This window comes from Kitasatospora sp. NPDC048545, assembly GCF_040651155.1.
In the GTDB taxonomy this organism is placed as follows: domain Bacteria; phylum Actinomycetota; class Actinomycetes; order Streptomycetales; family Streptomycetaceae; genus Kitasatospora.
In genome coordinates this window covers 157,093-177,540 of sequence record NZ_JBEZIQ010000002.1, presented here as the reverse complement: position 1 = coordinate 177,540, position 20,448 = coordinate 157,093, and the positions used below count along the sequence as shown (strand labels likewise).

Here is a 20,448-nt window from a genome sequence, read left to right as displayed (position 1 = left end):
TGGAGCCGGGAGGGGCCGGCGTCCGGGTCCGTGCGGAGTTCCTCGACCGGGTGGACGCACAGCAGCATCACGGCGACGAACGGTCGGTTCCGCGGGTGGCGGGAGGGCTCGCCGGGGAGGTGTCGGGTGGGGCGCCGGGTGACGCACGGGGCGCCGGGCGCGGCCCGATCGCCGCCGCCGTGGTCACGTAGCGCGCCGGAGCGCCTACGCTGAGACCACGGAGTGCGGCTCGGACACCGTACGAACGCCCTCCGCCGCCGGGGCGCTCGCCGTGCCCGCGTCGGCCGCGCCGGTGTTGCCCCGGGCCGGGTGGCCGCCGAGGAGGTGCCAGGCTCCATGTCCGGAAACGCCGTGTCCGGAAGCGTCGAGTCCGCCGCTGCCGTGCCCACCGCTGCCGCTGCCGCTGCCGCGTCCGCCCCTGCCCTGTCCGACCGCGCCGGGCCCGCCGACGCCCCGTCCGGGATCGTCAAGCCGCTGCCCGCCGAGTGGTTCGTCCCGCACGGCACCAACGCCGAGATGCGCTGGGACGCCCTGCGCGAGGCCGACGGCTCGGCCGCCGTCGGCCGGCACGTGCCGGTGGAGCGGTTCTTCGTCCGCAACCACACCGGTACCCCGCTGATCGACCCCGAGGCCTGGCGGCTGCGGCTGTTCGGCAGCGGCCTGCGCGGTGCCCCGACGGCCGACCGGCCGGTGGAGTTCGACCTGGCGGGCCTGCGGGCGCTGCCGGAGACCCGGATCAGCGCCGTGATCGAGTGTGCCGGGAACGGCCGTGACTACTTCCGCCGCCAGCAGGGCGACCGCGTTCCGGGCACGCCGTGGACGCTCGGCGGGATCGGCTCGGCGGCCTGGTGCGGCGTCCGGCTGGCGGAGGTGCTGCGGGCGGCCGGGCTGACCGGGGAGGCGGTCGACGTGCTGCCGACGGGCCTCGACGCGGACTACGTGGTCGACGGCGTCAACCACGGCCCGGTGCGCCGCCCGCTGCCCGTCGCCAAGGCGCTGGACGACGCGCTGCTCGCGTACGAGATGAACGGCGAGCCGCTGACCCCGGATCACGGTGCGCCGCTGCGGCTGGTGGTGCCCGGCTGGGTGGGGATCGCCTCGATCAAGTGGGTCGGCACCATCGAGGTCGCCGACCATCCGCTCCACTCGCCGTGGAACACCGACTTCTACCGGATGTTCGGCCCCGGGTACCCGCCCGGCGGTGGCGAGCCGCTCACGACGCAGGTGGTCCGGAGCGCGTTCGAGCTCGCCCCGGGCGCGGTGCTGGAGGCGGGCCGCGGCCACCGGCTGCACGGGCGCTCGTGGTCCGGCGAGGCGGCGGTGCGCCGGGTCGAGGTGAGCACCGACGGCGGCCGGACCTGGCGGCGCGCCGCGCTGCAGGGCGGTTCGCACGCCGACGACTGGGCGCGCTGGAGCATCGACTGGCGCCCCGAGCGGCCCGGCCGGTACGAGCTGCGCGCCCGCGCGACGGACCGCCGGGGCAACGGCCAGCCCGAGCGGGCGGTGTTCAACCGGGAGGGCTACCTGTTCGGCGCGGTGGTGGCCCACCCGGTGACGGTGGTCTGACGCGGCCCCGGGGCCGGTGGTCCGGACCCGCCTGAGGGTCGGCCGCCGGCCCCGGGGCCGCCCGGGTTCAGCCGGTGGGCTGGACCTCGTACGGGGCCGGGTACCGGGTCTCGTACGGGGTCAGCACCAGCCGCACCACGTCCTCCAGCCGCCGTCTGGCGTCCCCGAGGGTGGTGCGGCCGGTCACCCAGGCGGTCAGCTCGCCCTGCCAGGCGTGGGCGACGATGTGCCGCACCAGGTCGCTGGACGCGGCCGGCACCTCGGCCGTCACCGCCTGCAGGGCGGTGCTGTCGGCCCGGGCCATGCCCTGGAGCGCCTCGCTGGCGAACGGGTCGGTGGAGGCGGCCACGGACACCCGTAGCCGGGCGAGTTCCGGCTGCCGCTGGTAGGCCCGCATCCCGCCCCGGACGAACCGGACCGCCCGGTCGGTGTCGCCCAGCCCGGCCCGGGGCCCGCGTAGCTCGGCCACCAGGTCGGTCAGCAGCAGGCGGTGCCACTCGGCGATCGCCGCTGCCAGGAGGTGGTCCTTGGAGGAGAAGTAGCGGTACGCCGTCCCCAGGGCGACTCCGGACCGCTCGCAGACCTGCTTCATCTGCAGCCGCTCGACGCCGATCTCGTTCACCAGGGCGAGCGCGGCCGCGATCAGGCTTTCGCGGCGTTCGAGCTGACGCGGAGACATCGCCTCCACCGGCCGTGGTGACAGGTCAACCTTGGTCACCCGCACCATGATACGGGCCGGGGCCGCTCAGGAGTATGACGCCGACCGGCCCCCTTGCGTTCGCCCGTGGGTCACCGGGGTGCGGAAGGGCTACCCCTGCCGTCGGATCAGCGCCTCCTGGACGGCCGAGGCGACCAGGCGGCCGTCCCGGTCGTAGAACTCGCCGAGTGCCAGGCCCCGCCCGTCCGAGGAGGACGGGCTGCGCTGGGCGAACAGCAGCCATTCGTCGGCCCGGAACGGGCGGTGGAACCACATCGCGTGGTCCAGCGAGGCCATCAGCAGGGTGGGCGGCTCGGTGCGCTGGAAGAAGTTCGGCTGCTCGTCCAGCCCGGCGGTGGAGGCCAGGGTGAGGTCGGAAAGGTAGGCGAGCGCGGCGGCGTGCAGCAGCGGGTCGCCGTCCGGCAGCGGGGAGGCGGTGCGCATCCAGACGAACTGCTGGAGCAGGCCGGGGACGGCCGGCGGGAGGCCGGGGGAGTGCGGCGGCACGAAGCGCACGTCGAGGTCGCGGAAGCCGCCGCTGGCGGCGACCATCCTGCGGACCTCCTCAGGTGCGTCGGCGACGGAGTCCGGCAGGGACTCCGGGGCGGGCAGCGGTGGCACCTCACGGTGGCGGTCGGGGCCGGGCTCGGGGTGCTTGAGGGAGACGGAGAGCGAGAAGATCTCGTTCCGCTTCTGCACCGCCGTCACCCGGCGGGTGGTGTACGAGACGCCCTCGCGCACCCGCTCGACCACGTAGTCGATGGGCCGGGCCGGGGAGCCCGGCAGCAGGAAGTAGCCGTGCAGCGAGTGCACCGGGCGCCGGTCCTCGCAGGTGCGCCCGGCGGCGACGAGCGCCTGCGCGGCGACGTGGCCGCCGAAGGCGCGCATCGGGGCGCCGGCATGGCAGTAGCCCCGAAACGTGTTCTCGTCCAGCTGCTCCAGCTGCAGCAGCTCGGCGAACGGTGAGGCGGGGCGGGCGTCCCGGGCGGCCAGGACGGGCGGTTCGGTCAGGTCGGTCACGAGGTCATAGTGGCAGAAGCCAACCGTGTCGCGGTGTGACGTGGGTAACGCTTCCGGGGGTGGGTCGCGTCGTAGAACACGTTTCAGTCCCGCAACGTCCCCGAGGAACCCCGAGGAGCCCCGGGGAGCCTCCCGGGGAGTTCCGACCCGGCGGCCGCACGGCGACGGGCGCGCTCGGACGGCTGCGCCTCGTCGTCCGCAGGCCGTCAGCTGAACTCCGTCACCTCTTCGCGGACCTCGGCCGGCTCCCGAGCCGCCCCGGCCGCGGGCTCCCGCGTCCCGGCCGGCGGCTCGACGCCGGCGCGGGCGACGGCGCGCCACCAGAGGCGCAGGGCGGGCGGGTCGGCGGGCTCGAAGGGCTTGCCGGGCCTGGGCGCCGCGAGGCGGGCGCCGAGCGTCCGGGCGGCGGTGACCACCCGTTCGGCGGGTTCCTCCCAGGGGTGCAGCGCGAGGTTGAAGGTGCACCAGTGGATCGGCAGCAGCAGCGCGCCGCCCAGGTCCAGGTGCGCCCGGACGCCCTCCTCGGGCGTCATGTGCACCTCGGGCCAGAAGTCGCTGTACGCGCCGACCTGCATCATCGTCGCGTCGAACGGGCCGAGTCGGCGGCCGATCTCGGCGAAGCCGGGGAAGTAGCCGGTGTCCCCGCTGTGGAAGATCCGGTGCCCGCCGCCGGACACCACCCAGGAGGCCCACAGGAACAGCGAGCTGGTGCGCGGGCCGCGGCTGCAGTAGTGGCGGGCGGGCGTGGCGGTCAGGGTCAGCCCGGCGACCTCGGCCGACTCCCACCAGTCCAGCTCGACGATCCGTCCGGCCGGCACGCCCCAGTGCTCCAGGTGGGCCCCGACCCCGAGCGGTACGGCGAACACCGCCTCCGTCCCGATCAGCGCCCGGACGGTGGCCATGTCCAGGTGGTCGTAGTGGTCGTGGGAGACCACGACGACGTCCACCGGGCCGAGTTCGGACAGCGGCAGCGGTACCGGGTGCAGCCGCTTGGGGCCGGTCCAGGCGAACGGGGAGCAGCGCTCGCCCCAGACCGGGTCGATCAGTACGCGCCGCCCGCCGATCTCGGCGAGCGCGGTGGCGTGGCCCAGCCAGGTCAGCCGCAGCCCGGACGCGGGCGGTGTGGCCAGGTCGTCCGGGAGCAGCCGGTGCACCGGGACGGCGGCGGCCGGGAACCGGCGGGTCTTGTCCCCGGTCAGCTGGGCGCGGGTGATCTCCAGCGGGCTGCGCTCGTACACCAGCCGGCGGGTCGGCACCGGGTTGCGGAAGGCGCCGTCGGCGAACTGCGGGGAGCGGCGGATCCGCGCCAGCCGCTCGCCCCGGGGGTCGGCGCCGAAGGCGTCGGTCCGGACCCGGTGCCAGGCGGCTCGGGGCAGCCCGGCCAGGCCGGGGACGGCACGGTCGGCGGCGGGGCCGGCGGACGGCGGGGCGAGCTGCGAGGCCAGACCGGCGAGGCGGGAGAACCACGGGGCGGGGCGGGGCACGGCTCCTCCAAGGACGGTCACGGCTACCGGGCATGCCCGGGGCGCGCACCGCGGCGACGTCCGAGGTCACTGCGCGCGGCCGGGGTCACTGCGATGCGACAACCATCTCGTCGGAGGTTACTCGCCGTGGGCCGTCCGGACCTGGTGGAGGGCCCGGCACGGTCCAATCGGCGTACCCGGGCCCCTCCCCGGTCAGGCGTAGAAGCGGGTGATCGTCTCCGCGACGCAGTGCGGCTTGGCGCTCTGCCCGCTCGTGATGGTGAAGCGCACCACCGCCTGGACGCCGCCGGGCACCTCGGTGGCCGAGACCAGCTCGGCGGTGGCCCGGATCGCCGTGCCGACCGGCACCGGAGCCGGGAAGCGGACCTTCTCCGAGCCGTAGTTCAGCGCCATCCGCACGCCCTCGACGGCGTAGCACTCCTTCGCCAGCACCGGGATCATCGACTGGGTCAGGTAGCCGTGCGCGATGGTCGAGCCGAACTGGCTCTCCTTGGCCCGCTCCGGGTCGACGTGGATCCACTGGTGGTCGCCGGTCGCCTCGGCGAACAGGTCGATCTGCCGCTGCTCGATGGTGTGCCACTCGCTGGTGCCCAGTTCGGTGCCGACGGCGGCGGTCAGCTCGGCGAGGGAGGCGAAGGTCGTCACGGGTGCGCTCCTGGTGGGGGGACAGGCCCGGGGAGGGGCCAGGACGCCGGAAGCGTATGCCTACCCATCGGTATCTGTCAGGAGCCCGGCGCGGACGCCGGAGCCAGGGGCGGACGCCGGGGCCCGGCGCGGGCGGGGCTCACGGCCGCAGCGCGGCCCGTCCCGCGGCGCCCACCCCGGTCGGGAACAGCCGCCGGCCGCTGACCAGCTCCGGCACCAGGGCGACGAACAGCGGCTCCGGGTCGCCCACCCACGGCCGCAGGCCGGAGCGCAGCACCCGCCGCACCTGCTCGGATTCGCGCACCACGTCGGCCCGTCCGTGCACCAGCACGCTCCACCCGGTGCGGGTGACCGGGTCCAGCAGGTCGGCCTGGAAGGCCACCACCGTGCCGTCGAGCCCGCGCGCGGTGGCACTTCCCCGGCGCACGGCGAGCACCAACCGCCCGTCCAGGACCTCGAAGGAGACCGGCAGCACGGCCGGCAGTGCGTGCTCGGTGTACACCACGCGCCCGACGGGCACGGTGCTGAGCAGTCGCAGGCACTCGGCCTCGCTCAGGGTCTCCACACGGTCCTCAGGCTCCATGCGTCCGATCGTCCTCGGTCGGCGCACGCGTCGATAGGGCCCATGGTCCCTGAGCGGACGGGTCGGGAGCCCCGTCGGCGGCCGCCCGGGGCGATAGCCTGCCCGGCGGCGGAACGGTGACGCGAACCCGGACGGTGCGGCCGGCGGTGACGCGGATGGCGGCCCGCCCGCGAAGCGCGCGGCGGGCGGACCACAGTGGCGGGCGGCGGTCCCGGGTGCGCCGGGGCCGGCCAGGAGGGGGGACAGATGGCGGGCGGGGTCGATCTGGTGGTGATCGGGGCGGACGGCGGGCCCGACCGGGCCTTCGGCGGTGCGGCGCTCGCACCGGAGGGCGCCGGACTGCTGGCCGGGGTGCTGCCCGGGATGTTCTTCGACACCGGCGTGGCCGGCTGCCGGGTCGTCACGGCGCCGCCGGACGCGGACGCCAACGCGATGCTCACTGCCGTCCGGGACGCCGCCCAGCACCCCGGACGCTGGCTGGTGGTCTGTCTGGTCGGCCAGCTGGTGGCCGACCCGCGCGGGCGCCGGCTCGCCCTGGTCACCGGCGGCAGCACCCCCGACAACGCCTACCGCCGGGGCCTGGCCTGGGACTGGGTGGTCAGCGCGATGGTGCACGGCGACCAGGAGGAGGCGCTGCTGCTGGTCGACGCGGTGGCCGACCGGGACACCTGGGCGGCGACGGAACGCGGCGGCGAGGACAGCGCGGGCGAACTGCTGAGTTATTCGCGCGTCCCGCTGTGGGGCCGGATCGGGCGCTACGCCCCGGGCAGACGCGGCCGGGACGCCGTACTGCCGGGCGGTGCGGGCTCGTTCAGCCGGGCCCTGACCACCGTCCTGCGGGAGGGCGTCCCGGGTGCCCCCGCGGCCGTCGCACCGCTGGACCTCCAGCCCGCCGTGGCGGCGCTGACGGACGGGGCGGAGTCGGCCGGTAGTTCGGGTGCGCCGGGCGCGCGCCTGCTCGTTCCGCCGCACGGCGGGCGCCTGTTGATGCGCAATCGGGCAGCGGTTCGGGGCGCATTGGCCGGATTGTCGCTTTCCGAAGAACTGTTGGCTGTTCTGTGGCGGGAAAGTGCCCCGACGGAACCGCCTTCCGCGTAAGGTCAGGGGGCCTGAGGTGTTGCCGTGATGGGGTGGGTTGGCGAAGAATCGATCCCCAGCGGAAAGACCGGCGGGACAGCGGAATTCTTCTGGCGGCCGTGGATCACGGATCGGGTCGGTCGCGATCGAGGTGGGCGATGCGGCAGCGCGGAAATGTGTTGCGCCCTGGGGCGGTTGGGGTCGGTGGGGCGGTTCTGGTGTTGCTGCTCGGGGCTTGTGCGAGCGGTGGTTCCGGCGGTTCCGTCGATCACCTCGGGACGACGGCGCCCACCGTTGCAGGAGCGGCTCCGGTAACTCCTTCGGGTGGTTCGTCAAACGCCTCCATCGCGCCGACCGACGGCCCGGAAGGAGCGATGGGCCGGCTCGCCCTGAAGACTTATCAGGACTGGTGGCAGGCGCAGACCGAGGCTTTCGCCCGTACGGATTCGGACGGATTCACGCTGGAGTCGTACTCCTCCGGGCGCGCACTGTCGGACGCCCTCGTCGGCCTCCGCCAACTGCACGACGCGAAACTGGTGATGATCGGAACACCGCGCAATTCCGCGGTGGTCAAGGCCATTGATCTCAAGGCCGATCCGCAGACCGCCGTGATCGAGGACTGCGTCGACGTGTCCGACTGGCACCGCGTCGACGCCGTCACGCGGGCCGCGAAGGACCCGGCCCAGCGGTTGAACCGCTACCCGGCGACGGCGTCCCTGCGCTGGTTCCAAGCACGTTGGCTGATCTACGACTTCAAGCGGGAGGTGGACCGGACATGCTGAACGAGCGGAACAGACGTCATCGGGCCCGGCGATTCGTGATCCTCGCACCGTTGTCCGCCGGGTTGCTGCTGTCCTCGGGACTGACGGCGTCGGCGGACGAACCACCGATCGGGGGCGCCGAGCAGTGCGCCCCCGACAAGATCTGTTCGGACGTCCACACCGGCGGCAGCACCCCCAAGCCCGGGTCCACCCAGTCCGGCGGCGGCACCAACTCCTCCGACGGCCCGCTGGTGTGCAGCTACCACGGGGTGGAGTGGGCCTGCCACGACCCGGAACGCGGCTGGTTCAACAGCGACGTGGGCTGCTACTTCAAGGTGCAGGACCCGCAGCCGCCCGAGGGGGCACCCGAGTGGGACGGGCACAAGTCCAGCGAAGGCACGATCTACACCAAGATCTGCCCGCAGACCGGCGGCGGCACGGACGGCGTCCAGAGCGTGTTCGAGTCCCAGGCGCCGGCCGGACCGCCGGTGCTGAACCTGGCGGCCATCGGCCTCAGCCTCGCCCACGAGATGAAGTTCCCGAAGCCCGCCGCGGGCGTCGCGCCCAAGGTCACGGCCGTGGTCAAGGCTCCGGTCTGGCTCTGGCTGGACGGCGTCAAGGCGCCCGAGCCGAAGACGCTCGCGGTGCCCGGCGCCTCGGTCACCGTCACGCCCGTGCTGAAGAACGTGACCTGGACCTTCGACAAGGGCGTCGGCGTGACCTGCGACAAGCCCGGGACGCCGTACGACCCGAAGTACGGCGCCGCCAAGTCCCCGGACTGCGGGTACGAGTTCGCCGTCGGCTCGGGCACCAGGAAGGACGGCGTCTTCGCCGGCACCGTGACGGCGAACTGGCAGGGCCACGTCGTCGTGACCGGGCCGAATGCCAAGACCTTCGACGTCGACATCCCGCAGTCCTCGGACTTCACACTCAAGGTCGCCGAGATGCAGGTCCTCAACTGACCCCGCCACGACGGCGATTCGACCACTGACGATCCAGAGACGAACGAGGGAAGGGCGGAACCCGGTGGAGAACCGTACATTCGCGACGCCGGGATCCGGCACACCCGCGGGCGCCGGGGCATCCGTGGCGCTCCCGGAGCAGCAGGAGCAGGGCGGCGGCCCGGGCAAGGGCCGGGGGCGCGCGGTCCCGCACGCCCCCGGGCGGACCATGCGGGCGAGGCGACGGCGCCCGGCGGTGCTGGCGATGGCGGTCGCCCTGATCGCGGCCGGCGGGCTGGGCGGGGCCGTCCTCTACAACAGCACCGGCCAGCGGGTCGCCGTACTGGCCCTCGCCCGGGACGTGCCATGGGGTCAGGTGATCACCGAGGACGACCTGGTGGTGGCGCGGATCGCGGGCGACCCGGCGCTGCACCCGGTGTCGGCCCAGGACCGGACGAAGGCGATCGGCATGCGGGCCGCCACCGACCTCAAGCGCGGCGCCATGCTCACCAGTGGCGACCTGGCCCAGGGCCTCACCGTGCAGCCCGGCCAGATCGTGGTCGGGGTGTCCGCCAAGCGCAGCCAGCTCCCCGCCAGCCGGCTCCAGCCCGGGGTGCAGCTGGTGGTGGTCTCCACGCCCGACAACGGCCGGGCCGACTCGCTGCCCGCGACGGTGATCACCGTCGGCCGGGTCGACACCGACGGCAGCCAGGTGATCGACGTCGCGGTCGGCACGGCGGACGGTCCCCGGCTGGCGCAGTGGGTGGCGAGCGGACGGATCCAGGTGCTGCTGGCGCCGCGCGGCGCCGCGGCCGGGGGCGCCGCGCCGAGCCCGGCGCCGAGCGGCGTGCCCGCCGCCGGGACGCCCGCCGCGGGCGCACCCTCCGCCGGGGCCGGCACGCCCGGGGCCCCGAGCACGACGGGGGGCGCCTGATGGCGGTGATCGCGGTGGTCGGCGGCCCGGGCGCGCCCGGCGCGACCACGACCGCGCTGGCACTGCTGCTGGCCTGGCCGCTCCAGCCCGGTCGGCGGATCGTCCTGGTCGAGGCCGACCCGGACGGCGGCGCCGTGCTCGCCGGCGCCCTTGAGGGCCGGGTCGAGGCGGTCTACGGGCTGCGAAACCTGGCCGTCGCCGACCGGCGCGGGCTGCTCGCCCAGGCCATCTGGGAACAGCTGATCGACCTCTCGCCCGAGGGCGACGCCCGACGCCTGCTGCTGCCCGGACTGACCGACCCCACCCAGGCCCCCGGCCTCGCCTACACCTGGGAGCCGCTCGCCGAACTGCTGCACGGCATCGAGCAGCAGGGCTACGACGTCATCGTGGACCTCGGCCGGTCCGGCGCCACCGGCGCCGGCGCGGTACTGGCCCGCCGGGCCGACGTGGTGGCGGTGACCGTCCGGACCACGCTGCGCGGACTGAGCTCGGTCCGGCCCCGGCTGGCCGCCCTCACCGAGGACCTGGCCTCCGCCGGCACCGGGCCGGACGCGCTCGGACTGCTGCTGGTCGCCGAGGGGCCGTACGCGCGCGCCGAGGTGACGCGGGAACTCGGGCTGCCGGTGCTCGGCGTCCTGCCGTACGCCACCCGGACGGCGAAGGTGCTCTCCGACGGCGGCGACACCACCGACCGGCGGTTCGTCCGCTCCGAACTGATGCGGACGGCGCGGTCGGCGGCGGACGAGGTGCAGCTGCTGGTCCGCCGCCGGCGGCAGCGGCTCGCGCCGAACGCCGGACCGGCGGCGGTGACGGCAGCGGCGGTGACCGCAGGCGGGCCGGCGGTCGCGGGGCCGGCCGGCGCTCCGACGGTGGGCGCTCCGACGGCCGGCGCTCCGACGGTGGGCGCTCCGACGGCGGCGGCGCCGAATCCGCTGTCACCCCCAGTGCCGACCCGGCCGATGCCGACGACGCCGCCGACCGCGTACGGGCAGGCCCCCTACGGGCAGGCCTCCCACGGCCAGGCCCCGCACGGGCCGGCTCCGTACGGGCAGTCGGCCCACGGTCGGCCCGGGCACGGCCGGACCGCCTACGGCCGGGCGCCCTACGAGGCCGTGGAGGCCGAGCCGCCGTCGTACACCCCGCCGCAGCCGGTCCCGCCGGTGATCGTCACCGGTCCGGTGGCGCCGCTGGCCGGGCTGGCGCCGCAACCGGCCGCGCCGGCGCCGTTCCCGGCGCACGTGCAGTCGCCGCAGCAGGCCGACCAGGACGACCAGTACCCGCTTCAACAGCCGAGCGTGACGGATGATCAGGTGCAGGTGAACGGGCAGTACCCGCACAACCCCGGGGAGGTGCTCCGTGCGCGGTAGCCCCTTGCACCAGCGTCCCGCTGCCGACCCGGCCGCACTGCCCTGGACCGTGCCGACGCCCGCGACCGGCCCCGTCGTACCCGGCCCCGTCGCGTCGCAGTCCGTCGCGCCCGGTCCCGTCGCGCCCGGTCCCGTCCCGCCCGGCGCGGCCCCGACCGCCGTCCCCGCCCAGCTGCCCTCGCTGGACCTGCGCGGCGCCGCCACCCGGCCGGCCGTCGACCCGCAGGTCGCCCGCGAGCTCAAGCGCCAGGTCGCAGCCGAACTGCACCAGCAGATCAGCCGGTTGACCGCCACCTCCGGCTCCGAGCCGGACCGTGCGACCCGCCGCCAGCGCGGCCGGGCACTGATCGAGGAGTCCGTCGCCCGCTGGTCCGACGCCTACGCCCAGACCCACGGCATCCCGCCCACCCGGGAGCAGGATCGCGCCCTCGCCGAGGCCGTCTTCGACCTGCTCTTCCGGGCCGGCCGGCTCCAGCCCTACCTGGACGACCCGGAGATCGAGAACATCCTGATCAACGGCTGCGACGACGTCTGGGTCTCCAAGGTGCACCAGCCCCTGCGCCAGGTCCCGCCGGTGGCCGAGGACGACGCCGAACTCATCGAGCTGCTGCAGGACCTGGCCCGCCAGCACGGGGGCGGCGAGCGCAGCCTGTCCACCGCCAGCCCGACGCTCGCGCTGCGGCTGGAGGGCGGCATGCGCCTGCAGGCGCTCACCGAGGTGACGCCCCGCCCGTACGTGGCGATCCGGCGCCACCGGGTGGCCTCCGCCACGCTCCCCGAGATGGTCGAACTCGGCACCCTGGACGCCACCTTGGCCGCCTTCCTGGCCGCCGCGATCCGGGCCAGGAAGAACGTGATGATCACCGGCACCCAGGGCGTCGGCAAGACCAGCCTGCTGCGCGCGATGGCCGCCGAGATCCCGCCGGACGAGCGGATCGGCACCCTGGAGTCGGAGTTCGAACTCTGGCTGCACACCCTCGGCCACCTGCGCCAGGTCGTCCCGATGGAGGCCCGGGAGGGCAACGGCGAGCGCGTCGAGGGCCGTCTGGCCGGGGAGTTGTCGATCGGCGACCTCATCCCGGCCGCGCTGCGGATGACCCTCTCGCGCATCATCGTCGGCGAGGTCCGCTCCGGCGAGGTCGTCCCGATGCTGCGGGTGATGACCAACGGCGAGGGCGGCTCGATGTGCACCCTGCACGCCCGCGGCCCGCACATGGTGGTCGACCGCATCGCCGAACTCTGCCTGGAGTACGGCTCGCACATGACCGACTCGCTCGCCTACCGGCTCACCGCCAACGCCCTGGACCTCATCGTGCACGTCACCATGGTCGACGAGACCGCCGTCGGCGGCCGCCGGCACCGCTACGTCTCCCACGTCCTGGAGGTCACCGGCCTCGGCGAGAGCGGCAGGCCCGCGCTGAACACCGTCTTCGGCCCCCGGCCGGACCTCGGTGAGCCGCGGGCCGTCCCGCACACCCCGCCGCAGTGCCTGGACGACCTGCGCCGGGCCGGCTTCGACGCCGGTCTGCTCGGCTCCCGGTACGGGAGTTGGGCCACCCCGCTGCAGCTGCGGATCGGCGGTGGCGCGCGGTGATGCTGCTGTTCGCCCTGTGCGGGCTGGCGGTCACGGGCGGCCTGGTCGCCCTGGTGGCCTGGGCCCGCGGCAGCGAGCCCGTCGACGAGGACGCCGCCGGAGCGACCAACCCGCTGGCCGGGCGCGCCCACGTGTTCTGGTACGGCGCCCCCGGGTCTGCCGCGCCCCGGATGGTGCGGCTGCGCCGGGTCCAGCTGCCGATCGCGCTCGTCGGCGCGCCGCTGGCCTGGCTGTTCACCGGCATCCCGCTGACCGCGCTGCTGGTGCCGCTGGCCGTCTTCGGCCTGCCCTGGCTGTTCGACACCACCCGCCCGGACACCCACCGGATCGAGCGGCTCGAAGCGCTGTCCGAGTGGACCCAGCGGATCGCCGACGTGCTGCTGCTCGGCGTCGGCCTCAACCAGGCCATCATCACCAGCCGCCGCACCGCCCCCGCCGCCCTGGAGGACGAGATCGGCGAGCTGGCCGCCCGGCTGCAGGCCCGCTGGCGGCCCGAGGAGGCGCTGCACGCGTTCGCCGACAGCCTCGCCGACGCCACCGCCGACAAGGTCCTCGCCGCACTCGTGCTGCGGGCCGGCGACAGCGGCCCCGGCCTGGCCCGCACGCTGTCCGACATGGCCGACTCGGTGCGCGAGGAGGTCCGCCAGCGCCGTGCCATCGAGGCCGACCGGGCCAAGCACCGGACCACCATCCGCTGGCTGGTCGGCATCATCGTGCTGGTCGTCACGGTCGGCTCCTTCAACACCGAGTACACCCGGCCGTACGGGACCTTCCTCGGCCAGCTGGTCCTCGCCGTGGTCGCCGCACTGTTCGTCGCGATCATCGCCTGGATGCGGGCGCTGGCCTCCCACCCGCCGGTGCCCCGGCTGCTCACGCCGGACCGGCGCAGCAGGAGCGGGCGGCGGGCGGGCGCCCGGGCGCCCGAACCGGTGCCGGCCGAGCAGCTCGGGGAGGTCCGGTGATCTCCCCCTGGTCCGTCCTGGCCGGCGCGGTCGCGGCCGGTGGCCTCGCCCTGCTGGTCGCCGAACTGCGGCCCGCACCCCCGGACCTGCGCCAGGCGCTGGACCGGCTGCACGCCGTCCCCGCCGACCGCGCGCAGGACCCGGACGAGCGGCCGCGCTGGTTCGACCGGATCGGCGAGCGGTCCGTCCACCTGCGCGGCGTCTCCGTGCCGCGCCGCGAACTCTCCCTGATCGGCCGTACCCCGGCCCGGTTCATGGTGCACAAGCTGCTGTTCGCCGCGATCGGCCTGGTGCTGCCCGCCTATCTGGGCGCGATGGCGGTGCTGATGGACATCGGCCTGCCGTTCGCGCTGCCGCTGGTCGCCGGGCCCCTGCTGGCCGGACTGCTGTGGTTCGTCCCGGACGCCGTCGTGCGCGGCGAAGCCAAGGAGGCGCGCACCGAGTACCTGCACGGCATCGCCGCGTACCTGGAACTCGTCGCGCTGGAGCGGGCCGCCGACTGCGGCCCCGCCGAGGCGCTGCGCCGGGCCGCCTCGGTCGGGCAGGGCGCGGTGTTCCGGCGGATCCGCGACGCGCTGGAGCGCGCGGCCACCGACCGCCTCCCGCCGTGGGCCGGACTCGACGCGCTGGCCGAGGAGTTGGGGCTCAGCCCGCTGCAGGACGTGGCCGACATCATGCGGCTCTCCGGTACCGACGGCGCCGCCGTGTACGACACCCTGCGGGCCCGTGCCAAGGGTCTGCGCGGCGAGCTGCTCGCCGAGGACCTCGCCCGCGCCAACGCCGACAGCGAGCGGATGGTCGCGCCGGGGGCCGCGCTGACGTTGCTGATGACCGTCCTGATCGTCTTTCCCGCGCTCCACCAGATGCTCAACTGACGCCCCGCCCCCGCCCGACGCCCGACCGGATTCCGCTCCAGAGCAGCCGACACCGCACGACCACTCCGCACGACCACACCACACCGCCACATCCCCCGGGAGAACCCGATGACCGTACGACTCGCCCAGCTGGCAGGCCGGGTGCTGCGGCCCGTCCTGCTGCCGGTGCAGTTCGCCCTGCTGTTGTTCACCCTGCGGCTCGGCCGGCTGCGGGCCGCCCGTGCGCGCGGCGACCGCGGCGCGATCAGCATCGAACTCGCCCTCGCCATCATCGCGCTGGTGTTCGTCGCGGGAGCCGTCGCGACCGCGCTGTACCTGCTGAAGGACAAGGTCGTCCAGAAGGTGCAGCAGGACCCGAACATGCCGGGCGGCGCGGGCGGCGCCACGAAGTGATGCACCGTCCTCTCCGCCGCGGTGACGACCGGGGGTCGATGAGCGTGAGTCTCGCCATCGTCTTCCCGGTCGTCCTGCTGCTCCTGCTGCTCGTCGTCCAGGCCTCGCTGTGGTGGTACGACCGGCAGGTCGCGCTCAGTGCCGCCCGCGAGGGCGTGGACGCCGGGCGGGTGCAGGGGAACGCGACGGACGAGGTGAAGAACGAGGCGGCGCGGCGCCAGGCCCGGGACTTCCTCGACCGGCAGGGCGCGCACGGCTACACGGTGCGGACCGACGGCAGCACGCCCGGGACCATCCGGGTCACCGTCGAGCTGACCCCGCCGCTGCTGGTACCCGGGCTCTCGGCGCCCACCATCACCCAGTTCGCCGAGGCGCCACGCGAGCGCTTCGTCCCGCCGGTGGTGAAGCCGTGAGACGGGGGCTGCCCGGTGCGCGCCCCTCCGGTCGGCTCCTGCGCCGGTGGCGCCCGCGACGGCGGGACCGCGGCGGGGTCGCGATCGAGGCGGCGATCGTCGTGCCGCCCGTGGTCGGCCTGGTCCTGGTGGCCATCGCCGCCGGACGGGTGCAGACCACGGCGGGCAGCGTCGAGGCCGCCGCCCGCGCGGGGGCCAGGACCGCCTCGCTGCAGCGCAGCGTGGACGGGATGGACCAGCCGGCCAAGGACTCCGCCCTCGCGTCGCTGCGCCAGCAGGGCGTGTCCTGCCGGAACGGCGACGTCCAGGTGGTCAAGGGGGAACTCGGGCTGCCGGGCGGCCCGGTCACGACCGTCAAGGTCAGGGTGGTCTGCGACGTCGAACTGGCCGACCTGCTCGGCGGACCGTCCGGCGTACCCGTGACGAAGCACCTCGTCGGCGAGTTCACCTCGGTGGTGGACCGTTACCGGGGCACCTGAGGGAGCGCGCCCCCACCGCCCGGAGAACGGGGGATTGGAGGCGGCCCGCGCGGGGGAGACGCAAGCGGAGAGCGCTCGGGGGATGACACAACGGTACCGAGCGGCGCCCGGTGGGGGCCGGTGGGGAGAGCAGCGTGCGGATTGCGGGGAGGGGATGCCGGTGGTGAGCCGTCTGCGGCGGCGGACGCGGACGCGCCGGTCCGACCGGGGCGCGGTGGCCCTCTTCGTCGCGATCTGCGCGGCCTACGTCGTGCTCGTCATCGCCCTGGTGATCGACGCGGGCGGCCGCCTGCGGGTCGCCGAGCGTACCGATGCCTACGCCCAGGAGGCCGCGCGGGTCGGCGGACAGCAGCTCGACCAGGCCGCCGTGCTCCAGGGGGCGGGCTTCAAGGTCGAGGAGAAGTACGTCCGGGACGCCGCCGACGCCTACCTCGGCCTGTACGGCCTGCGGGCCGGTGACATCGAGTTCTCCGGTGACGGCAAGGTCGTCACCGTCACCGTGCAGGCCGACTACCGGCCGGTCCTGCTGGGCGCCCTCGGGGAGCGGAAGGTAACGGGCAAGGGCAGTGCGACCCTCGTCCACGGAGTCGAGAAAGCGGAGACCGACTGATGGCCGCGCCACGTGCCAAGGACCAGGCCCGACCCGCCCAGGCCCGTACCGGCCGGGCCGGGGCCGCGCATCGAGGCGGCGGGGGCGCACGACGGCCCACCGCCCCCGCACCCCGACCGCCGCGCCGCCGCGGCCGCGGTGGGGCCCTGATCACCGCGCTCGCCGCGCTGGTCACCCTGCTCGTCCTGCTGATCGGCGTTCCCGCGCTGCTGCTGTACGGCACCCACGCGGTCGCCGGCATGGGCGAAGTCGCGCCGGGCGGCGTAGGTGAGGCACTCACCAGTCCGGACGACGGACGGCTGTTCCTGTGGGCGCTCGTGGTGATCGGCTGGCTCGGCTGGGCGTGCTTCGCGCTCTCCGTCCTGCTGGAGGTCCCCGCCCAGCTGCGCGGTCGGATCGCCCGCCGGATCCCGGCCTTCGGCTGGAGCCAGCGGCTCGCGGCCGGGCTGGTCGGCTCGGTGCTCGCCCTGCTGCCGGTGGCCGGCTCGGCCTTCGCGGCCGTCCCCGAACCGGCCCACACCCCGGCCGTCCAGGCGCAGTTGACCCCGGGCGTGCAGCGGGCGGCGCTGCCCGCCGCGCAGTCCGCGCCCGCCCTGACACCCGCCGCGGAGCAGCAGCCCACCTACACCGTGCGGGACAGCCGGCCCGCCGACAGTCTCTGGTCCATCGCCGAACGCCAACTGGGCTCGGGCGAGCGGTGGGTGGAGATCGCCAAGCTCAACGACGGCCGGGCGATGGACGATTCGGGCACCCGATTCGACGCCGACCGGCCGATCCAGCCCGGCTGGGAACTGCTGATGCCGGCCGACGCCAAGCCGGACGGGGCGAAGAGCCCGGCCCCGGCGCCCGCGCCGGCGGGCGGGGCGACACAGGGGACTCCTCAGGACACGACGCCCCAGGCCGGCACCGAACCCGGTACGGGCGCGGCCGGGCAGCGGACCGTCACCGTCCAGGCCGGGGACAGCCTGTCGGCCATCGCCCAGCGGGAGTTGGGGGACGGGGAGGAGTGGCCCAAGCTGTTCGAGGCGAACAAGGGGGTGCAGGCGCCGGACGGGGAGCAGCTGACGAACCCGGACGTGGTGGTGCCGGGGATGGTGCTCACGCTGCCCGGGGCCGCAGCCACGCCTGCTCCGGCCCCGGCTCCGGCGCCTTCGCCGGGGCAGACGCCCGCCCCGGCGACCCCGGCTCCCGCACCCTCGCAGGGCGCGCCGCAGTCGGCTCCGGCGCCCACGCACGCGCCCGCCCCCGCCGCGCACGCCGAACCGGCCCCCAGCGACGACTACTCCATCGCCCTCACGGCCTCCACCGTCGGTGTCCTGCTCGCCGCCATCATGGTCGGCACCGTCGCCCACAAGCGCGGCACCCAGCAGCGCACCCGCCGCCCCCGACACCGCATCGCCATGCCCGCCGGCGAGGCCGCCGCGTTCGAGAACGAGCTCCTGGCCCGGCAGGACCAGGCCGGACTGGAACTCCTGGACCGCGCGCTGCGCACCCTGGCCCGCAACACCGTGCGCGGCGGCAAGCGCCTGCCCGCCATCGTCGCGGCCCGGATCACCCCCGACCACACCGTCGAGCTGCACCTGTCCGGCCCGGCCACCCCGATCGCGCCGTTCCGTGCCGCGCACGCCGCGAACGTCTGGTGGTGCAGCGCCGACTCCGGGGACCTGCTCAACGGCGCCCAGGCCCGCAGGACCGCCGCGCCGTACCCCGCGCTGGTCACCCTCGGCACCTCGCCCGACGGCTCGGTGGTCCTCGCCGACCTGGAGGCCGTCCGGCTGCTCCACCTCTCCGGCCACCCGGACGACGCCCGCGACGTGCTGCGCACCCTCGCCATCGAGCTCGCGCACAGCCCGCTCGCCGACCGGCTCCACCTGCACCTGGTCGACCTCGCCGAGGAGGTGCCGATCAGCGGCCCGGCCGCCGAACGCGTCCACCGCCACCCCACCCTGGAAGCCGCGCTCGCCGCCCTCGGCCCGCGCACCGCCAAGGCCCGCGCCACCCTGGTCGCCGCCGACGCCGCCAGCCCGCGCGACGCCCGCAGCCGCGGCCAGGCCGACGAATCGTGGACCCCCGAGATCGTCCTCTGCGCCCAGCAGCCCGGCGGCGAGATCCCCGCCGAACTCGGCCGGCTGCTCGACGGCCGCCCGCGCACCTGCGTCGCCGTCATCACCCGCGCCCCCGAACGCGGGACCGGACCGGTCGCCCGGTGGACGCTCCCGACCAGCGGCCAGGCCGCCATCCCGGGCCTGCACCTCACCGTCGAGCTGCAACGGCTCACCGGGCACCAGTACGACCAGGTCGCCGCACTTCTCCGGGTCGCCGACGACACCACCCAGCACCCCGCCCCGGCCTGGACCCTGGACGGGCCCGAGGACACCGACACCACCGAACTGCCCGTCGCCGTCCCGGTGCTGGCCGCCGTCGGGGCCTCGGGGGGTGCGGCGGAGAGCGGTACGGACACCGCCGCCGGCCCGCGGCTGCTGGCCCGGGTCATCGGCACCGGGGCCAGCCCGTTCGCGGGCACGGACCCGGTGACGCCCGCCCCGGCGCCCACCGGTGCGCCCGGTTCGGCCGGTGCGACGGGCCCGGCGGCGGTCCCGCCCGGTCCGGCGCGCTTCGCGGTCAACGGACAGGGCAGGCAGGCGACAGGCGACGAGGCCACCCGGGACCTGCGGCGCCCGAGCGTGCCGGAGGCGGACGAGACCGGGCCCGGGGCGGGCGACGAAGCCGCCGGTGCGGTGGACACCCCGACGGCCGTGCTCGCCGTGCAGCCGGTCAGGCCGGTCCGCTCCATCGCGCCGGTTCCGGCGGCGCCGGCGGTCGTGCCGGAGCCCGGCGCGCCGGAACCGGCCGCCGAGGAGACGCCGTCCGCCGAAGCCCTTCCCGCGTCCCCCGCCATCGGGACCGCAACCGGGACCGCGGCCGCTCCCGAGGCCGCTCCCGAGGCCGAGGCCGAGGACGATTCCGCCGACACGGCCATGGACGAAGAGGACGGTGCTGCCGGGCCCGTCCCACAGCCGGTCCCACAGCCCGGACCGGCAGCCGGACCGGCGGCCGCCCCGGCGCCCGAGCCCGGCCCCGCCGCCGTCGCCCCGGTCACCCGGCCCACCGCCGGGCGCAGCGACAGCGACGACCTGCTGGCCATCCTCCGCTCCCCGGAGGCACACGCCCCGCGCAACGCGCCCCGGATCCGGCTGCTCGGCCCGGTGGACGTCGCGGGCGTCCTCGGCACCGCCGAACCCGGCGCGCTGCCCCGGCTCACCGAGCTCGCCGTCTACCTCGCACTGCGCCCCGGCTCCGACCACCACGCCCTCGACCAGGACCTGCACCCCGGCGCCGCGCACCTCGACCCGCATCCCGCGGTCGACGCCAAGAGCCCGCTGCCGCGCAAACTCGCCGACCTGGCGGCCTGGTTCGGCACCTCGCCCGAGGGCCGCGACTTCCTGCCCACCGACACCACCGACGGCTACTCCTTCACCCCGGCGGTCACCTGCGACTGGGACGAGTTCCGCGGCCTCTACCGGCGCGGCATGCGCAGCACCAGTGCCACCGCCGACGCCGCCCTGGCCCACGCGCTCGCCCTGGTCCGCGGCGCCCCGTTCGCCGAGGCCCCGCCCGCATCGTACGGCTGGGCCGAGGCCGAGCGTCAGGACATGATCGCGGCGATCGTCGACACCGCGCACGAACTGGCCGCCCGCCGCCTGCAGTACGGAGACCACCGCAGCGCCGAGGCCGCCGTCTTCCGCGGCCTCGCCGTCGCCCCGGACGTCGAACTCCTGCACCGGGACCTGTTCTACGCCTATGCCTCGGCCGGCGCCCGGGACCAACTGCTGCGGGCCGTCAACCGCCTGGACGCCCTCAGCCGGCGCACCGGCCGTGACCTCGACGCCGACACCGTGGCGCTGCTGCGGGACCTGCTCGCCGGCTCCTGAGGCCTCCGCCGCGGGTGGGGACCGTCCGCGGCCGCGCGGCATCCGTCGATGCCGCGCGGCCGGGAGACGCCGTGGCCGGGTGGCCGGGCGAGGCCGCCGTCGGGCGGGGAACGGG

The 20,448-nt window shown here is 75.6% G+C and carries 19 protein-coding genes; 14 read left to right on the top strand and 5 right to left on the bottom strand.

The window, feature by feature from the left end:
* The first annotated feature begins 336 nt into the window (after nt 1–336).
* Complete coding sequence (locus tag AB0D10_RS02845) at nt 337–1,566, top strand: sulfite oxidase (protein ID WP_360250112.1); 1,230 nt, start codon at nt 337–339, stop codon at nt 1,564–1,566.
* A gap of 67 nt (nt 1,567–1,633) precedes the next feature.
* Here AB0D10_RS02845 and AB0D10_RS02840 read toward each other — a convergent pair whose 3' ends face one another.
* The 5 genes from AB0D10_RS02840 to AB0D10_RS02820 all read right to left on the bottom strand — a co-directional run bounded on the left by AB0D10_RS02840 (nt 1,634) and on the right by AB0D10_RS02820 (nt 5,995).
* Complete coding sequence (locus AB0D10_RS02840; RefSeq protein WP_360250109.1) at nt 1,634–2,284, bottom strand: TetR/AcrR family transcriptional regulator; 651 nt, start codon at nt 2,282–2,284, stop codon at nt 1,634–1,636.
* A gap of 90 nt (nt 2,285–2,374) precedes the next feature.
* Nucleotides 2,375–3,283: an acyl-CoA thioesterase domain-containing protein gene (locus tag AB0D10_RS02835; protein ID WP_360250106.1), complete on the bottom strand. Its 909-nt coding sequence runs from the start codon at nt 3,281–3,283 to the stop codon at nt 2,375–2,377.
* Nucleotides 3,284–3,489: 206 nt separating this feature from the next.
* Nucleotides 3,490–4,668, bottom strand: a complete 1,179-nt coding sequence (locus AB0D10_RS02830) for an MBL fold metallo-hydrolase (protein WP_360250659.1) — start codon at nt 4,666–4,668, stop codon at nt 3,490–3,492.
* Nucleotides 4,669–4,959: 291 nt separating this feature from the next.
* Nucleotides 4,960–5,412 (bottom strand): MaoC family dehydratase, encoded by a 453-nt coding sequence (locus tag AB0D10_RS02825; protein WP_360250103.1) that lies wholly within the window; start codon nt 5,410–5,412, stop codon nt 4,960–4,962.
* 139 nt (nt 5,413–5,551) lie between these two features.
* Complete coding sequence (locus AB0D10_RS02820) at nt 5,552–5,995, bottom strand: pyridoxamine 5'-phosphate oxidase family protein (RefSeq protein ID WP_360250100.1); 444 nt, start codon at nt 5,993–5,995, stop codon at nt 5,552–5,554.
* 246 nt (nt 5,996–6,241) lie between these two features.
* Here AB0D10_RS02820 and AB0D10_RS02815 point away from each other — a divergent pair, with 246 nt between their 5' ends.
* From AB0D10_RS02815 to AB0D10_RS02755, 13 genes are all read left to right on the top strand, one after another.
* Nucleotides 6,242–7,093 (top strand): hypothetical protein, encoded by an 852-nt coding sequence (locus AB0D10_RS02815; protein WP_360250097.1) that lies wholly within the window; start codon nt 6,242–6,244, stop codon nt 7,091–7,093.
* A 353-nt stretch (nt 7,094–7,446) separates the two neighbouring features.
* Entirely contained in the window at nt 7,447–7,854 is a 408-nt protein-coding gene (locus AB0D10_RS02810) for a hypothetical protein (RefSeq protein ID WP_360250095.1), read from the top strand.
* A 50-nt stretch (nt 7,855–7,904) separates the two neighbouring features.
* On the top strand, nt 7,905–8,795 hold the full coding sequence (locus AB0D10_RS02805; protein WP_360250092.1) for a hypothetical protein: 891 nt from the start codon (nt 7,905–7,907) through the stop codon (nt 8,793–8,795).
* 124 nt (nt 8,796–8,919) lie between these two features.
* A complete protein-coding gene (locus tag AB0D10_RS02800) occupies nt 8,920–9,708 on the top strand; it encodes an SAF domain-containing protein (RefSeq protein ID WP_360250089.1) in 789 nt (262 codons plus the stop codon).
* The gene (locus tag AB0D10_RS02795) at nt 9,708–11,075 is read left to right on the top strand and encodes a hypothetical protein (protein WP_360250086.1); all 1,368 of its coding nucleotides are present in this window, start codon (nt 9,708–9,710) and stop codon (nt 11,073–11,075) included. The genes AB0D10_RS02800 and AB0D10_RS02795 overlap by 1 nt, the downstream gene beginning before the upstream one ends.
* Nucleotides 11,065–12,669, top strand: a complete 1,605-nt coding sequence (locus AB0D10_RS02790) for an ATPase, T2SS/T4P/T4SS family (protein ID WP_360250083.1) — start codon at nt 11,065–11,067, stop codon at nt 12,667–12,669. Before AB0D10_RS02795 ends, AB0D10_RS02790 begins: the two co-directional genes overlap by 11 nt.
* A complete protein-coding gene (locus AB0D10_RS02785; protein WP_360250080.1) occupies nt 12,669–13,631 on the top strand; it encodes a type II secretion system F family protein in 963 nt (320 codons plus the stop codon). The genes AB0D10_RS02790 and AB0D10_RS02785 overlap by 1 nt, the downstream gene beginning before the upstream one ends.
* Nucleotides 13,628–14,506, top strand: coding sequence for a hypothetical protein (locus tag AB0D10_RS02780; RefSeq protein WP_360250077.1), 879 nt, complete (start codon nt 13,628–13,630; stop codon nt 14,504–14,506). The genes AB0D10_RS02785 and AB0D10_RS02780 overlap by 4 nt, the downstream gene beginning before the upstream one ends.
* Nucleotides 14,507–14,614: 108 nt before the next feature.
* Entirely contained in the window at nt 14,615–14,899 is a 285-nt protein-coding gene (locus AB0D10_RS02775; RefSeq protein ID WP_360250075.1) for a hypothetical protein, read from the top strand.
* Nucleotides 14,900–14,937: 38 nt separating this feature from the next.
* Nucleotides 14,938–15,312: a TadE/TadG family type IV pilus assembly protein gene (locus tag AB0D10_RS02770; protein WP_360250072.1), complete on the top strand. Its 375-nt coding sequence runs from the start codon at nt 14,938–14,940 to the stop codon at nt 15,310–15,312.
* Nucleotides 15,309–15,791: a TadE/TadG family type IV pilus assembly protein gene (locus tag AB0D10_RS02765; protein ID WP_360250069.1), complete on the top strand. Its 483-nt coding sequence runs from the start codon at nt 15,309–15,311 to the stop codon at nt 15,789–15,791. The genes AB0D10_RS02770 and AB0D10_RS02765 overlap by 4 nt, the downstream gene beginning before the upstream one ends.
* A 214-nt stretch (nt 15,792–16,005) precedes the next feature.
* The gene (locus tag AB0D10_RS02760; protein WP_360250066.1) at nt 16,006–16,401 is read left to right on the top strand and encodes a hypothetical protein; all 396 of its coding nucleotides are present in this window, start codon (nt 16,006–16,008) and stop codon (nt 16,399–16,401) included.
* Complete coding sequence (locus AB0D10_RS02755) at nt 16,401–20,333, top strand: LysM peptidoglycan-binding domain-containing protein (protein WP_360250063.1); 3,933 nt, start codon at nt 16,401–16,403, stop codon at nt 20,331–20,333. The genes AB0D10_RS02760 and AB0D10_RS02755 overlap by 1 nt, the downstream gene beginning before the upstream one ends.
* The last annotated feature ends 115 nt before the right edge of the window (nt 20,334–20,448 follow it).

What these genes read in the sequence shown, in the direction of transcription:
- AB0D10_RS02775 (WP_360250075.1), top strand. Translation starts at nt 14,615, where the DNA reads ATGACCGTACGACTCGCCCAGCTGGCAGGCCGGGTGCTGCGGCCCGTC.
- AB0D10_RS02770 (WP_360250072.1), top strand. Translation starts at nt 14,938, where the DNA reads ATGAGCGTGAGTCTCGCCATCGTCTTCCCGGTCGTCCTGCTGCTCCTG.
- AB0D10_RS02795 (WP_360250086.1), top strand. Translation starts at nt 9,708, where the DNA reads ATGGCGGTGATCGCGGTGGTCGGCGGCCCGGGCGCGCCCGGCGCGACC.
- AB0D10_RS02755 (WP_360250063.1), top strand. Translation starts at nt 16,401, where the DNA reads ATGGCCGCGCCACGTGCCAAGGACCAGGCCCGACCCGCCCAGGCCCGT.
- AB0D10_RS02810 (WP_360250095.1), top strand. Translation starts at nt 7,447, where the DNA reads ATGGGCCGGCTCGCCCTGAAGACTTATCAGGACTGGTGGCAGGCGCAG.
- AB0D10_RS02845 (WP_360250112.1), top strand. Translation starts at nt 337, where the DNA reads ATGTCCGGAAACGCCGTGTCCGGAAGCGTCGAGTCCGCCGCTGCCGTG.
- AB0D10_RS02815 (WP_360250097.1), top strand. Translation starts at nt 6,242, where the DNA reads ATGGCGGGCGGGGTCGATCTGGTGGTGATCGGGGCGGACGGCGGGCCC.
- AB0D10_RS02820 (WP_360250100.1), bottom strand. Translation starts at nt 5,995, where the DNA reads ATGGAGCCTGAGGACCGTGTGGAGACCCTGAGCGAGGCCGAGTGCCTG.
- AB0D10_RS02785 (WP_360250080.1), top strand. Translation starts at nt 12,669, where the DNA reads ATGCTGCTGTTCGCCCTGTGCGGGCTGGCGGTCACGGGCGGCCTGGTC.